The following is a 13,298-nucleotide window of genomic DNA, read 5'->3' as shown; positions in this document are numbered from 1 at the left end:
CTCCATGGCAAAATTCGAGATGGATACCGAGTTCGTCCGCAAGCTGGCGGAGATCCTGGAGGAAACCCATCTCGGCGAGATCGAGCTGGCCGACGGCGAGCGCCGCATCCGTGTCGCCCGGCCGGCCGTGACGATGGCCGCTGCGGCTCCGGTCGCCATGGCCGCCCCCCTCGCCGCCGCGGCGGTTGCCCCGACAGCCGCCGGTGCCGCAGATATCGCCAAGCATCCCGGTGCCGTGAAATCCCCGATGGTCGGCACGGCCTATCTGGCACCCGAACCGGGCAAGCCCAACTTCGTCGCCATCGGCGACAAGGTGACGGCCGGCCAGACGCTGTTGATCATCGAGGCGATGAAGACCTTCAATCCCATCAAGGCGCCCAAGGCCGGCACGGTGACGCAGGTCCTGGTCGAGAACGCCCAGCCCGTGGAGTTCGGTGAACCGCTGATGGTCGTCGAGTAAGGACGCCCGGACGGATGTTCGACAAGGTTCTGATCGCCAACCGCGGCGAGATTGCCCTCCGCATCCATCGCGCTTGCCGCGAGATGGGGATCCAGACGGTCGCGGTGCATTCGACGGCGGACAGCGACGCCATGCATGTGCGGCTGGCCGACGAATCGGTCTGCATCGGACCGCCGCCGGCTCGCGACAGCTACCTCAACATTCCCCAGATCCTGTCTGCGGCGACCATCGCCGGCGTCGATGCGATCCATCCGGGCTACGGATTTCTGTCCGAGAATGCCCGCTTCGCGGAAGCCGTCGAGGCGCACGACTTCACATTCATCGGCCCCACGCCGCAACACATATCCATGATGGGCGACAAGATCGTCGCCAAGCAGACTGCCCACGAGCTTGGCCTGCCCTTGGTGCCGGGTTCGCCCGGGCCGGTCGAGTCGCTGGAAGAGATCGTCGCCCTTGGCGAAAAGATCGGCTGGCCGGTGCTGATCAAGGCTGTGGCAGGCGGTGGCGGACGCGGCATGAAGGTCGTGGAAAGCCCGGAAGCGGCGGCGGAAGCCTTCTCGCTGGCGCGTGCCGAGGCCAAGGCGGCCTTCAACAACGACGCGGTCTATGTCGAGAAGTATCTCGCGCGGCCGCGCCATATCGAGATTCAGGTGCTGGGCGATGGCCTGGGCGCCGGCGTGCATCTCGGCGAGCGCGACTGCTCGCTGCAGCGCCGCCACCAGAAGGTGCTGGAGGAAGCGCCGTCGCCTGCCCTCAATACCGAGCAGCGCAACAGGATCGGCGAGCTGGCCGCCGACGCCGTCCGCAAGCTCAAGTATCGCGGCGCCGGCACGTTCGAATTCCTGTTCCAGGACGGCGAATTTTACTTCATCGAGATGAACACCCGACTTCAGGTCGAGCATCCGATCACCGAGGCGGTGACCGGCATCGACCTGGTGCGCGAGCAGATCCGCATCGCCGCCGGCGCGCCGCTCGGCATGACCCAGAAGGATATCGTCATCCAGGGTCACGCCATCGAGTGCCGCATCAACGCCGAGCATCCCGAGACCTTCATCCCCTGCCCCGGCAAGATCGTCGACTATCACCCGCCGGGCGGCCTCGGCGTGCGCGTCGATTCGGGCCTCTACACCGGCTACGTCATGCCGCCCTACTACGATTCCATGGTGGCCAAACTCATCGTCAACGGCACCTCACGCAACGAGTGCCTGATGCGTCTGCGCCGTTCGCTCGAAGAGTTCGTGATCGGCGGCATCGACACGACGATCCCCCTGCATCGCCGCATCATCAGCCAGCAGGCCTTCATCGACGGCGACTACGACATCCACTGGCTGGAGAAGCTGGTCGGCCTGAAGAAATAGCGGCGGCATGCTGGAGATCACGCCCGACCTCCTGCTCCAGGCCTACCGGATTGGCGTCTTTCCCATGGGAGAGCGCCGCGACGACCCCAAGCTCTACTGGCTCGACCCGCGGCTCCGCGCAGTGTTGCCGCTCGACGGCTTCCACCTGCCGCACCGCCTCGCCCGCACCGTCCGCGCCGGCCATTTCGCGGTCAGCGCCGATACGGCCTTCGCGGAGACGGTCCGGGCCTGCGCCGAGCCAAGACCGGGCCACCCCGAGAGCTGGATCAACGAACCGATTGTCGAGCTCTATACCGAGCTCCATCGCCGCGGCCATGCCCACAGCGTGGAGTGCAGTGTCGACGGCAAGCTGGTCGGCGGGCTCTACGGTGTAGCGGTGGGCGCAGCCTTCTTCGGCGAAAGCATGTTCTCGCGCCAGCGCGACGCCTCGAAGGTCGCGCTGGTCCATCTCGTGGCCCGGCTGATCGTGGGCGGCTTCCGCCTGCTCGACTGCCAGTTCATGACCGAGCATCTGCGCAGCTTCGGTGCGATCGAGATCCCGCGCGACGACTTCAAGCGGCGGCTGGCCGAGGCGATCGACCAGAAGGCGACGTTTCAGCGCGAGCTGGGCGGTGTCGATCCCTGCGCCATCGTGCAGGAGAGCACGCGCACGTCGTAGACACCGTGATCGAGCGCGGAGAGCGACGGCGTCGAGGCGAACATCCAGCCCGCGAACAGCTTCTCTTCCGCCTGGCCGGGCTTGTGGTCGATGATCGTGAGATAGGCGACGGACTCGGGCGGCGCTTCCGGCACGTTGACCAGGCAATCGTCGACCTTGATCTCCAGGGTGCCGAAGCGCGTCGCCTTCCCGACCGGCGCATAGAAGCGCTGGGTCCGTGCCGTCACCTTGTCGAGCCCCTGCAGCTCGGCCGAGCGCGTGCCCGGCCCGTCCGGAACGGGACGCAGGTTGGCATTGCCGGGACGCGCCGACGGCGGTGGCGGCGTCTGCGCTCGAAGCTCCCAAGCCGGAACCGTTGCAGCGATGCCGGCGACGATCGCGGCTGCCGCGAGAAAGGTGCGCAAGCTCACTTCTTCGCGTGCGGCGGCGCCAGACCGTCGATCAGTTCGTGAAGCGCCTGTTTGATCTGGCTTGCGTCGCATCCCATCAGAACTCCGTCCTCCAGCGCATCGGCGCAGAGGGTTTCGATCTCCTGGATGTTCTGGTTGAGGACTTTGATCTTTTCGAGGCACGAGACCGGCTTGCCGTCCGGTTGCCGCCAGACCGGCGGCGCCTTGGGGGCATGAGCATTCATCATTTGCTCCCTGCGCTTCCGAACATGAACTTTGCGATCAACTCGGTGAGCGGGATCGAATCCTGCGTGTGGGCGATCTCGCCGCCAGCGCGGATCGTCGTCTTGTCGCTGCCCGGCTCCAGGACCACCACCATCCCGCCCAGCAGAGATTCGCTGACGATCTTGGCGGTGGTGTCGGACGGCAGACTGACATTGGACGACACGACGAGGCGCACGACGGCCTGGTAGGTCTTCGGATCGAGCGTGAAGCCGGTGACGGCGCCGACTTTCACTCCGCTCAACGTGACATCGGCGCCGCGCTTCAATCCGTCGATACGGCCGAAACGGGCGACGACATCGTAGCCGTCCGGACCGCTGCGATCCGACTTTGCAAAGGCATAGAAGACGAAGACGCCGGCCACCACGAGGACCAACGCGCCTACGATCGTCTCGACGATATTGCGGCCCACCCTCGTCTCCTTCACTGCCGCCCGGGTCAGCCCGGACGCCACGCCTCGTAAGGCGGCTTCGGCTTGTCGCCATCGGAGAGCGAATGACCGGGCGGACGATATGCTTGGTCGGTGCCGGTGAGATTCGGCACATGCTCCTTCTGCCACGGCTTGCGCGGCAGACCGCCTGCCGGCGGAATGACATCTGTCGTGTGATGCAGCCAGCCGTGCCAATCGGGCGGAACGCGGGAGGCTTCGGCGACGCCGTTGTAGATCACCCAGCGCTTGCGCCGCAGACCAGGAATGGTGCGCTTGTCGAGATAGTAACGATTGCCTTCGCCATCCGTGCCGACGAGTTCGCCACGCATCTTGGTGAAGAGCCAGGTGCCGATAGTCATGGACCAACCACGTTGTCGTATGTGACCGCGCCGCTTGTACGCGGGCGCTTCATCGCGTGCAACGCGACGTGACCGACACATGATTCACATCGTTCGTCGTCATGCGAATCGCGCTTTTCGGCCGACTGTTGCGCGCTTGCATCATCTAGTACCATCAACATGGTGGTCTACAAAATATAGTTGCGTACACAAGATTTTGTAATTTACTATCATCGCGTGCCCATATGTGCGTGTTCGAGAGTGATCGAACATTGCCCGCGACAGGGACTAGACGACGGGAAATTAGGGCACGGGGGATCGTCGATGCGCTTTGAGCGTCGGTATACGCAAGCAGGAAAATCGCCATTCGAAGGGATGGCGTTTCGTGCTGCCGATTCCGAAATCCGCAATCCCGACGGATCGATCGTCTTCCAGCTCAAGAATGTCGACGTGCCCGCCGAGTGGTCGCAGGTCGCAGCCGATGTGCTGGCGCAAAAGTACTTCCGGCGCGCCGGCGTGCCGGTACACCTGATGCGCTTCGCCGAGGCCGATGTGCCGGAGTGGTTGTGGCGTTCCATTCCCGACGATGCCGCCCTCGCCGAACTGCCCTCCGCCGAACGCTACGGCAGCGAGATGAGCGCCCGGCAGGTCTTTCATCGGATGGCCGGTGCGTGGACCTACTGGGGATGGAAGGGCGGCTACTTCGACAGCGAAGACGACGCGCGCGCGTTCTACGACGAACATTGCTACATGCTGGCGGCGCAGATCTGCGCACCCAACTCGCCGCAATGGTTCAACACCGGCCTGCACTGGGCGTACGGCATCGACGGCCCCGGCCAGGGTCACTGGTACGTCGATCATCGCGATGGCCAGGCTTATCAGTCGGACTCGGCCTACGAGCGGCCACAGCCGCACGCCTGCTTCATCCAGAGCGTCTCCGACGATCTGGTGAGCGAAGGCGGCATCATGGATCTCTGGATCCGCGAGGCGCGCCTCTTCAAGTACGGCTCCGGCACCGGCTCCAACTTCTCCAAGGTGCGTGCCGATGGCGAACGTCTGTCGGGCGGCGGCAAGTCGTCCGGCCTGATGTCGTTCCTCAAGATCGGCGACCGCGCGGCCGGTGCGATCAAGTCGGGCGGCACGACCCGGCGCGCCGCCAAGATGGTGACGGTCGATATCGACCATCCCGATATTGAAGACTTCATCGCCTGGAAGATGCTCGAAGAGCAGAAGGTGGCCGCGCTGGTCGCCGGCTCCCGGCTGGCCAATCGCCACCTCAACGCGATCATGCAGGCCTGCCTCGACGGCAGTGTCGCCGGCGACGGCGCCTTCGACCCGCGACAGAACCCGCAACTGCGCCGCGAGATCGTTGCTGCCCGGCGGGCCGAGTTGCCGGAAAACTATATCCAACGCGTCATCCAGTTCGCACGGCAGGGTTATCGGCACATCGAGTTCCCGACCTTCGACGTGGATTGGGAGTCGGAGGCCTATGCCTCGGTCTCTGGCCAGAACGCCAACAACTCGGTGCGGGTGACCGACGCCTTCCTGCGGGCCGTCGAGGACGACCGGCAATGGGCCCTGACCGAGCGCACCACCGGCAACGTCGCCCGAACAGTCAATGCGCGGGCCCTTTGGGATCAGGTCGCCGAAGCCGCCTGGCACTCGGCCGACCCCGGCGTCCAGTACGACACGACGATCAACGACTGGCACACCTGCCCGGAGTCGGGGCGCATCAACGCCTCCAACCCGTGCTCCGAGTACATGTTCCTCGACGACACGGCCTGCAACCTCGCCTCGCTGAACCTCATGCGGTTCCGCCGGGAAGACGGCTCGGTCGATGTCGGCGCTTTCGAGCATGCCAGCCGCCTGTGGACAGTTGTGCTCGAAATCTCGGTGATGATGGCGCAGTACCCGTCGCGCCGGATCGCCGAACTCTCCTATGAATACCGCACGCTCGGCCTGGGCTATGCCAATCTCGGCGCCCTGCTGATGGCGTCGGGCCTGGGCTATGACAGTGCCAAAGGCCGCGCCATTGCCGGTGCCCTGACGGCGATCATGACCGGCACTGCCTATGCGACGTCGGCCGAGATGGCCGGCCTGATGGGCGCCTTCCCGGGCTTCGCCGCCAATCGCGACGCCATGCTGCGGGTCATCCGCAACCATCGCCGGGCTGCCGACAGCGCCCGCGGCGGTTACGAAGCCCTGTCCACCCTGCCCATCGCGCTCGACGCGGCCAACTGCCCGGACGAGCGGCTGGTCACCGCGGCCCGCCACGCCTGGGACCGGGCACTGGAACTCGGTGAACAGCACGGCTTCCGCAACGCCCAGGTCTCCGTCATCGCGCCGACCGGCACGATCGGCTTGGTGATGGATTGCGACACCACCGGCATCGAGCCTGACTTCTCGCTCGTGAAGTTCAAGAAGCTGTCTGGCGGCGGCTACTTCAAGATCATCAATCAGACGGTGCCGCTGGCGCTGCGCACCTTGGGCTACGGCCCGGCAGCCGTGGATCGCATCGTCGCTCATGCGGTGGGCCATGGCTCGCTCGAGACGGCGCCGGCCATCAATCATCGGAGCCTCGCCGCGCGCGGCTTCGACGAGGCGACGCTGAAGCGGGTCGACCAGGCGATCGCCACGGCCTTCGACATCCGTTTCGCCTTCAACCGCTACACTTTGGGCGATGCCTTCTGCCGCGACGTGCTGGGTCTCGACGACAATGCACTCGCCGACAGCAGCCTCGACATCCTCGCGAGCCTCGGCTTCTCCAAGAGCGATATCGCCGCCGCGAACATCCACGCCTGCGGGACGATGAGCATCGAAGGCGCTGCCGATCTTCGTCGCGAGCATCTTTCTGTGTTCGATTGTGCGAATCCCTGTGGACGAGATGGCAAGCGCTGCTTGTCTGCGGAGAGTCACATACGCATGATGGCAGCAGCCCAGCCGTTCGTATCGGGCGCCATCTCCAAGACCATCAACATGCCAAACGCAGCTACGGTCGAGGATTGCCGCAAGGCCTATGAGATGTCGTGGAAGCTCGGATTGAAGGCCAACGCGCTCTATCGCGATGGCTCGAAGCTCTCGCAGCCGCTGTCCGCCATGGTTCTCGGCGACGATGTCGCCGCCAACGACGATCTCGCCGACATGCCGCCGATTGCGCGGGCGCCGATCGTTGCCGAGCGGATCGTGGAGCGCATCGTCGAGCGCGAAGTCCGCGCCGGCCGCGAACGGATGCCGCAACGCCGCAAGGGCTACACGCAGAAGGCCAATGTCGGCGGGCACAAGGTCTACCTGCGCACCGGCGAGTACGAGGACGGCCGTGTCGGCGAGATCTTCGTCGACATGCACAAGGAAGGCGCGGCTTTCCGCAGCCTGATGAACAACTTCGCCATCGCGATCTCGATCGGCCTGCAGTACGGCGTCCCCCTCGAGGAGTTCGTGGAGGCTTACACCTTCACGCGCTTCGAGCCGTCAGGCCTCGTCGAAGGTAACGACGCCATCAAGATGTCGACCTCCGTGCTCGACTACATCTTCCGTGAGCTCGCGATCTCCTACCTCGGGCGCAACGACCTCTCGCATGTCGAGCAGGCCGATCTTCGGCCGGACGGCGTCGGCCGCGGCGAAGTCCAGGGCGAACTGCCATTGCCCGGCACGGATGCCGCCGAAGCGGCTGCCGCCGCGGTGAGCCGCATCGCCAGCGTCGGCTACATGCGCAGCAACCTTTACGTATTGAATGGCCGGACGGCCGGCAATGTCGCGATCGCCAGTGAAGCGGTCGTGGCCGGCCCCGTGCCCAACGGACTGACGGACGGCCCAGCCGTCGCTTCGGCGCACATCGCCAAGGCGGCCGTCGTCGGCGCCACGCGCGGAGAAGCAACCTCCTCGCCCTCGAGTCTCGCCTTCGAGGCGAAGCTCAAGGGGTACGAAGGGGATGCCTGTCCGGAGTGCGGCAACTTCACGATGGTCCGCAACGGAACGTGCCTCAAGTGCACGACCTGCGGCGGCACCACCGGATGCAGTTGAGCATGCGTGGCGTAGCGTACCCGCGTACCCCGGAGGCCTCGCGGTTGGGGACCTCATAGCTAACCATAGGAGACAGTTATGGCTGCTAAGAAGAAGGCTGCTAAGAAGAAGGCTGCTAAGAAGAAGAAGCAGTAAATAGGAAAGGGCGTAGGCCAAAGTTCACTTTGGCCCCTCTAACCAACGCCTTTCGGCTTCCGTGTGGGCGCCCCTCAGGGGCCCCACCGGAAGCCACCTCTAGAAGACGAGCAATAAGCTGATCCGACGTCCCGGCTTGCCGGGGCGGAAAGGCGGAAACTAGCTAAAGCGTCCGGCGACTTCGGTCTGCCGGACTTTTTTCTTTTCAGGCCCCCTGCTGACAGCCTTGAAGGCCGATCAATTCCGCTCTACATGGCGGCATATGGGTACTGAACAGTCAGTCAATACCGCCGGTGATGGCGGCGATCTTCCGCCGAGAACACGGCGGCCGCAGGATCGCACCGGCGAAATTGCCCGCGCAGCGCTCGACCTGTTCGTCACCCGCGGCTTTGCCGCCACCAAACTGGACGACGTCGCCAGAGCCGCGTCGGTCAGCAAGGGCCTCCCCTACCTCTACTTCAAGAACAAGGAAGAACTCTTCAAGGCGGTCATCACCGAAGCGATCGGCGGGCCGCTCGCCGAGGCGACCGAGATGATCGACCGCTTCGAAGGAACCAGCGAGCAGTTGCTGCGCGAGCTCGTGGCCGGCTTTCGTTCCTTCGAAGAGAGCCCGGCCGGCGGCGTCATCAAACTGATCCTGGCCGAGGCCGGCAATTTTCCCGACGTCGCCCGCTTCTTCTGCACGCACTTCGACCGGCGTAGCCACGACCTCTTCGTCCGCACCTTGCGCCGCGGCGTGGAGAGCGGCGAGTTCCGCCCTCTCCCCAACCTCGAGATGACGGCGGTCATCATCGTTCAGCCCCTCGCCATGTTCTCGGTCTGGAAGCGGTCGCTTGCGCCTTTCGATCCCCGGACCGTCGACAGCGACGACTACTACGACGCCCACCTCGATTTCGTTCTCAAGGGTCTGCGGCCATGAAAACTAAGCAAAAATGGCTGTTCGCCGGCATTGCCGTCGCGGCCCTCCTGTTGGGCGGCGCGTCTTTCGCCTGGAAGAGCGGCAAGACCACGGCCGCGACGACAAAGGACGTGGCAGCGACGAAGGCCGATCGCCCGCTCGAACTCATCCCGGCCGAAGTCCATACGATCAAGCCGCGCGGCCTCGTCGATGTGGTCCGGTTCACGGGCACGACGCAGCCGATCGACCAGACGATCGTGAAGAGCCGCGTCGCCGGCCGTCTCGCCGACGTCATGGTACGCGAAGGCGACCGTGTGACCGCGGGCCAGGTCATCGCCCGCTTCGAGACCATCGAGCTGCAGGCCAAGGTGAACGAGCGCCAGTCGGCGCTTGAAGCTGCTCGCGCCGACGCACGATGGACGGCGCGCGACCGCAACGACAAGGAAACGCTCGCCAACCGCAACATTGTCTCGCAGTCGGCCGCCGATCAGGCCCGCGCCACGGCCGAGAACCGCGCTTCGATGGTCGCCGTCGCCGAAGCGCAGCTCGAGGTTGCCCGCAAGAACCTGGCCGATGCCGACGTCCGCGCCCCGTTCGACGGCGTGATCGGTGAACGCATCGCCAACCAGGGCGAATCGTTGCCGATCGACGGCAGGATCGTGGCTTTGCTCGACACCAGCCACGTCGAGATCATGGCCCAGATGCCGGCCGCCGACGTGGTGCGCATGAAGGTGGGACAGGTCGCGACCGTGACCCTCGAAGGCTTCGGCGACCGGACATTCGACGGCAAGATCACCCGCATCAGCCCGACGACTCAGGCGGGGTCGCGGTCGATCCCGGTCTATGTCGAGGTCATGGACCGCCACGACGCATTGCGCGGCGGCCTGTTCGCCTCCGGTTCGGTGATGGTCCAGGAGAAGAGCCACGCGCTTGCGGTGCCCGCGCCAGCGATGCGCAAGGACGATCAAGGCGACTATGTGCTGGCGGTCGAGAACGGCGAGCTGGTGCGCAAGCCCGTGGGCGCCGTCCGTACCTGGTCGCGCGGTGAGCTGGTCGAGGTGAAGGGCCTCGAATCGGGCATGACGATCGTCTCCGCGCCCCTGCCCGGCCTGACCGCCGGACAGAAGGTCAAGCTTGTCGAAGGCCGCCAGGCTGCTCCGCGGCCCTGACGATGAAACTCACCCAGATCGCCGTCGACAACCCGGTCTTCGCCACCATGATGATGGTGGCGTTGCTGGTCATGGGCCTGTTCTCCTACCGGCAGCTCGGCATCGACCAGTTCCCCAACGTCGACTTTCCCGTCGTCGTGGTGACCACCGACTATCCCGGCGCCTCGCCTGAGACAGTCGAGACCGAGATCAGCCGCAAGATCGAGGAATCGGTCAACGCCATTGCCGGCATCAAGTCGCTGTATTCGCGCTCGCTGGAGGGCAAGTCCTTCGTCATTGCGGAGTTCGAGCTCTCGGTGCCGTCGGCGGTCGCCATGCAGGACGTGCGCGAGAAGGTACAGCAGGTCCGCGCGGCCTTCCGGCCGGAGATCAAGGAACCGCTCATCCAGCGCTTCAATCCGGACGACCAGCCGATCGTCTCGATTGCCGTACGGTCCGATATCCGCTCGGTGCGCGATCTCACCACGCTGGCCGACCAGCTCATCGTCAAACGCCTGCAGACAGTGCGCGATGTCGGTCGCGCCACCATCGCCGGCGGGCTGAAGCGCCAGATCAACATCGAGCTCGATCCGGGCCGCATGCATGCCCTGCGCGTGGGCGTGAACGACATCATGCGGGCGGTGAAGGACGAGAATCAGAACTTCCCCGCCGGCAACGTGCAGCGCGGCAACGACGACCGCCTTGTCGAGGTCACCGGCCGCATGGCCGAGCCAGGTGAATTTGCCGACCTGATCGTGGCCCGCCGCGGCCCTGCCCCGGTCTATCTCCGTCAGGTCGCCAACGTCGTCGACGGCCAGCAGGAACTGGAAAACGTTGCGACCCTGAACGGCGAGCGCGCGCTTGCCATCGACATCGTGAAGACGCAGGGCTCGAACACGATCGAAGTGGCCCGCGGCGTGCGCCGCGCTATCGCCGAGCTGCAGTCGTCGCTGCCGCCCGACGTCAAGCTGGAGATCGTCCGCGACAGCTCGCGCGGCATCCAGAACTCGGTCAACAACGTCCAGCAGACGATGATCGAGGGTGGCCTGCTCACCATCGCCATCGTCTTCCTGTTCCTGCATTCCTGGCGCAGCACCGTCATCACCGGCTTGGCGCTGCCGATCTCGGTGTTCGGCTCGTTCATGGTGATGGCGGCCTTCGGCTTCACCCTGAACGTCCTCACCCTGATGGCGCTGAGCCTCGCCATCGGCATCCTGATCGACGACGCCATCGTGGTGCGCGAGAACATCATGCGTCACATCGGCTTCGGAAAGACGCACCGCCAGGCCGCCATCGACGGCACGAACGAGATCGGCCTCGCCGTCCTGGCCACGACCTTCTGCATCGTCGCGGTGTTCCTGCCCGTGGCCTTCATGGGCGGCATCATCGGCCGCTTCTTCTTCCAGTTCGGCGTCATGGTCTCGGCGGCGGTGCTGATCTCGCTGTTCGTATCCTTCACCCTCGACCCAATGCTGTCGTCGGTCTGGTACGATCCGCAGGCCCACGGCAACGGCCGCTTCGCCCGCATCGTCAACGGCGCCCAGGACCACGCCAACCGCTTCTATCGCGGCGTGCTCGGCTGGTCGCTGCGCTGGCCCAAGACGACCCTGCTGATCGCGCTGGCCACCTTCCTCGGAAGCTTCGCCCTGCCGAAGTACATCGGTTTCGAGTTTGTGCCGCAGGCCGACCTCGGCGAACAGGTGATCAGCATCGAGACCCCGGTCGGCTCGTCGCTGGAATATACCGAAGCCAAGCTGCGCCAGGTCGATGCCGCCCTGCGCGAATTCCCCGAGATCGAGTACACCTACGGCGCCGTCAATACCGGCTACGCCAACGGCAAGAACCAGGGCAGCCTCTACCTCAAGCTCAAGCCGGTGAACGAGCGCAAGCGCTCGCCGAGCCAGCTTGCCCAGCCGATTCGCGAACGCCTGGCCCAGATCCCCGGGATCCTGGTCTCGATCAATATTCCCGGCGGTCCGGGCGGCGGCGTGCAGAAGGATCTGCAGCTCTCCTTGCAGGGCCCCGACACCGCCGTACTGGACCAGCTCTCGCAGGCGGTCATGAAGCGCGCCGCGGCGATCCCCGGCGTGGTCGATCTCGACCGCAACCTGAAGGCGGCCAAGCCCGTCCTGTCGGTGCGCCTGCGCCGCGATGCCGCCTCCGACCTCGGCCTCGGCTCGGCTGCCGTCGCGCAGTCGCTGCGCGCCCTCTTCGCCGGAGACGAGACCAGCCTGTGGCGTGCTCCGGACGGCGAGAACTATCTCGTCATGGTCCGCCTGCCCCTCAACGACCGCACCGGGATCGCCGACCTGCAGCGCATCTGGTTCACCGCTGGCACCGAGCCCAGCGGGCTGCCGCGCATGGTGCATATCGCCCAGATCGCCGACGTCGTGAACGACGTCGGCGCCTCGCAGATCAACCGCCGCGACCTCAATCGCGAGGTCTGGATCACCGCCAACGTGTTCGGCCGCTCCACCGGCGAGGCCTCGGCCGACCTGCAGAAGATCCTGGCCGACACGCCGCTGCCGCCGGGCTATCGCTTCGTCTTCGGTGGTTCGACCAAGGACATGGCCGAGAGTGCCGCCTATGCCGGTCAGGCGCTGCTGCTCGCCGTCATCCTCATCTACCTGATCCTCGCCTCGCAGTTCGGCAGCTTCCTGCAGCCCATCGCCATCATGATGTCGCTGCCGATGTCGCTGATCGGCGTGTTCCTGGGCCTGCTGATCGCCGGGACGACGCTCAACATCTTCTCGGCCATCGGCTTCATCATGTTGATGGGCCTCGTCACGAAGAACGCCATCCTGCTGGTCGATTTCTTCAATCAGGCGCGCGCGCGCGGAGCGCCGGTCGACGAGGCCCTACTCGAAGCCGGCACCATTCGCCTGCGCCCCATCCTGATGACCACGCTCGCGATGGTCTTCGGCATGATGCCGCTGGCGTTGGGCCTGGGCGAAGGTGCCACGCAGCGTGCACCGATGGCGCACGCGGTGATCGGCGGCCTCATCAGCTCGACCCTGCTCACGCTGGTCGTCGTGCCCGTCGTGCTGGTCTACATCGACCGGATCGGCGCGTGGGCAACCCGGCGTTTCAGCCGGTCTGCCGACGAGGTGGCACGTCAGCACAAGCCAGCCGAGTAAAAACCGCGGACTCTCTTCGCCCTTTTCCTGGCACGATTCACGCTA

Annotated in this window: 11 protein-coding genes; 7 read left to right on the top strand and 4 right to left on the bottom strand. The window is 65.3% G+C overall.

Annotated features, from left to right (window positions below):
- Nucleotides 1-4 precede the first annotated feature (4 nt).
- The 3 genes from accB to aat are packed head-to-tail and all read left to right on the top strand — an operon-like array spanning nucleotide 5 to nucleotide 2,476.
- Nucleotides 5-460 carry an acetyl-CoA carboxylase biotin carboxyl carrier protein gene (gene accB, locus BN60_RS08190; protein WP_020695537.1) on the top strand — a complete coding sequence of 152 codons (456 nt, stop codon included), beginning with the start codon at nucleotides 5-7 and terminating at the stop codon, nucleotides 458-460.
- A 14-nt stretch (nucleotides 461-474) separates the two neighbouring features.
- Nucleotides 475-1,818, top strand: a complete 1,344-nt coding sequence (gene accC / locus BN60_RS08185; protein WP_020695536.1) for an acetyl-CoA carboxylase biotin carboxylase subunit — start codon at nucleotides 475-477, stop codon at nucleotides 1,816-1,818.
- 7 nt (nucleotides 1,819-1,825) lie between these two features.
- Nucleotides 1,826-2,476 (top strand): leucyl/phenylalanyl-tRNA--protein transferase, encoded by a 651-nt coding sequence (gene aat / locus BN60_RS08180; RefSeq protein ID WP_020695535.1) that lies wholly within the window; start codon nucleotides 1,826-1,828, stop codon nucleotides 2,474-2,476.
- Here aat and BN60_RS29505 read toward each other — a convergent pair.
- From BN60_RS29505 to BN60_RS08160, 4 genes are read right to left on the bottom strand one after another with little or no spacing between them, the layout of a single operon-like run.
- Nucleotides 2,413-2,880, bottom strand: a complete 468-nt coding sequence (locus tag BN60_RS29505) for a DUF2155 domain-containing protein (RefSeq protein ID WP_215905891.1) — start codon at nucleotides 2,878-2,880, stop codon at nucleotides 2,413-2,415. The genes aat and BN60_RS29505 overlap by 64 nt on opposite strands.
- Before the next feature lie 2 nt (nucleotides 2,881-2,882).
- Nucleotides 2,883-3,113 carry a hypothetical protein gene (locus BN60_RS08170; RefSeq protein ID WP_043283742.1) on the bottom strand — a complete coding sequence of 77 codons (231 nt, stop codon included), beginning with the start codon at nucleotides 3,111-3,113 and terminating at the stop codon, nucleotides 2,883-2,885.
- Nucleotides 3,110-3,559 carry an outer membrane lipid asymmetry maintenance protein MlaD gene (gene mlaD, locus BN60_RS08165; RefSeq protein WP_020695532.1) on the bottom strand — a complete coding sequence of 150 codons (450 nt, stop codon included), beginning with the start codon at nucleotides 3,557-3,559 and terminating at the stop codon, nucleotides 3,110-3,112. The genes BN60_RS08170 and mlaD overlap by 4 nt, the downstream gene beginning before the upstream one ends.
- 26 nt (nucleotides 3,560-3,585) lie before the next feature.
- A complete protein-coding gene (locus BN60_RS08160) occupies nucleotides 3,586-3,936 on the bottom strand; it encodes an NADH:ubiquinone oxidoreductase subunit NDUFA12 (protein ID WP_020695531.1) in 351 nt (116 codons plus the stop codon).
- Between the two features lie 303 nt (nucleotides 3,937-4,239).
- On the opposite strand from BN60_RS08160, the gene BN60_RS08155 reads away from it, so the two are divergent.
- The 4 genes from BN60_RS08155 to BN60_RS08140 all read left to right on the top strand — a co-directional run bounded on the left by BN60_RS08155 (nucleotide 4,240) and on the right by BN60_RS08140 (nucleotide 13,253).
- Nucleotides 4,240-7,935, top strand: coding sequence for a vitamin B12-dependent ribonucleotide reductase (locus BN60_RS08155; RefSeq protein WP_043283740.1), 3,696 nt, complete (start codon nucleotides 4,240-4,242; stop codon nucleotides 7,933-7,935).
- A gap of 397 nt (nucleotides 7,936-8,332) precedes the next feature.
- Nucleotides 8,333-8,989 (top strand): TetR/AcrR family transcriptional regulator, encoded by a 657-nt coding sequence (locus BN60_RS08150; RefSeq protein ID WP_020695529.1) that lies wholly within the window; start codon nucleotides 8,333-8,335, stop codon nucleotides 8,987-8,989.
- Complete coding sequence (locus tag BN60_RS08145; protein WP_020695528.1) at nucleotides 8,986-10,137, top strand: efflux RND transporter periplasmic adaptor subunit; 1,152 nt, start codon at nucleotides 8,986-8,988, stop codon at nucleotides 10,135-10,137. Before BN60_RS08150 ends, BN60_RS08145 begins: the two co-directional genes overlap by 4 nt.
- A gap of 2 nt (nucleotides 10,138-10,139) precedes the next feature.
- Nucleotides 10,140-13,253, top strand: coding sequence for an efflux RND transporter permease subunit (locus BN60_RS08140; protein WP_020695527.1), 3,114 nt, complete (start codon nucleotides 10,140-10,142; stop codon nucleotides 13,251-13,253).
- Nucleotides 13,254-13,298 lie beyond the last annotated feature (45 nt).

The sequence above is a fragment of the Reyranella massiliensis 521 genome, assembly GCF_000312425.1.
Lineage (GTDB): Bacteria > Pseudomonadota > Alphaproteobacteria > Reyranellales > Reyranellaceae > Reyranella > Reyranella massiliensis.
This window is presented reverse-complemented; position numbering and strand designations above follow the sequence as displayed.

Bases quoted from the DNA above. Each gene is read 5' to 3' on its own strand.
- accB (WP_020695537.1), top strand. From the start codon at position 5: ATGGCAAAATTCGAGATGGATACCGAGTTCGTCCGCAAGCTGGCGGAG.
- accC (WP_020695536.1), top strand. From the start codon at position 475: ATGTTCGACAAGGTTCTGATCGCCAACCGCGGCGAGATTGCCCTCCGC.
- aat (WP_020695535.1), top strand. From the start codon at position 1,826: ATGCTGGAGATCACGCCCGACCTCCTGCTCCAGGCCTACCGGATTGGC.
- BN60_RS08170 (WP_043283742.1), bottom strand. From the start codon at position 3,113: ATGATGAATGCTCATGCCCCCAAGGCGCCGCCGGTCTGGCGGCAACCG.
- BN60_RS08160 (WP_020695531.1), bottom strand. From the start codon at position 3,936: ATGACTATCGGCACCTGGCTCTTCACCAAGATGCGTGGCGAACTCGTC.
- BN60_RS08155 (WP_043283740.1), top strand. From the start codon at position 4,240: ATGCGCTTTGAGCGTCGGTATACGCAAGCAGGAAAATCGCCATTCGAA.
- BN60_RS08150 (WP_020695529.1), top strand. From the start codon at position 8,333: ATGGGTACTGAACAGTCAGTCAATACCGCCGGTGATGGCGGCGATCTT.
- BN60_RS08145 (WP_020695528.1), top strand. From the start codon at position 8,986: ATGAAAACTAAGCAAAAATGGCTGTTCGCCGGCATTGCCGTCGCGGCC.
- BN60_RS08140 (WP_020695527.1), top strand. From the start codon at position 10,140: ATGAAACTCACCCAGATCGCCGTCGACAACCCGGTCTTCGCCACCATG.